Annotated in this window: 1 pseudogene; it reads left to right on the top strand. The window is 40.3% G+C overall.

From position 1 onward, the window contains the following. Positions 1-300: 300 nt before the first annotated feature. A pseudogene (gene ispH, locus ACS8FC_RS18515) lies at positions 301-640 on the top strand (4-hydroxy-3-methylbut-2-enyl diphosphate reductase); the annotation flags it as partial.

Below are 640 nucleotides of genomic sequence, written 5' to 3'. Positions count from 1 at the left end.
AAAAGACGATTCAGTCAGTGGTAGAGACTGGAAAAAAGAAAAAATGCCATCATGTATGGCAATAGAAATCATAATAGTTGCGTCATTATAAACTGCTTTTATGTGAGATAAAGCGGGTTTTGCAATATGTAGCTAGCATGTTGATATTTGCACCTGACATATTGCAATGAGTGCTCTGCTATTTTTGAGGGCAATAAAATCAAATTATGCTAAAGTAGAGCATTGATTTTGCCCCAACTTTTGAATCAAAGCTTTTATACATAAGCTTTAGATATAAATTATCCGACGATAGGCCTTTTTATGCAAATTTATCTTGCCAATCCCCGTGGGTTTTGTGCTGGTGTGGACCGTGCGATTGCGATTGTTAATGAAGCACTAACACGTTTTGAGCCACCCATCTATGTCCGTCATGAGGTCGTACATAATAAATTTGTGGTATCGGATTTGGCCAATCGGGGCGCGGTATTCGTCGAAGAACTTCACGAAGTACCAGATGGCTCTATTGTTATATTCTCTGCCCACGGCGTCTCTAAAGCGGTTGAAGATGAGGCTGAGCGACGTGATTTGACAGTGTTTGATGCAACATGCCCATTAGTGACTAAAGTACATATCGAAGTGGCAAAGTTTGCACAAGACGGTA

This window comes from Psychrobacter sp. 1Y4 (genome assembly GCF_051847555.1).
Note: the sequence above shows the minus strand (reverse complement) of the source record. Positions and strands in the feature narration are given on the sequence as shown.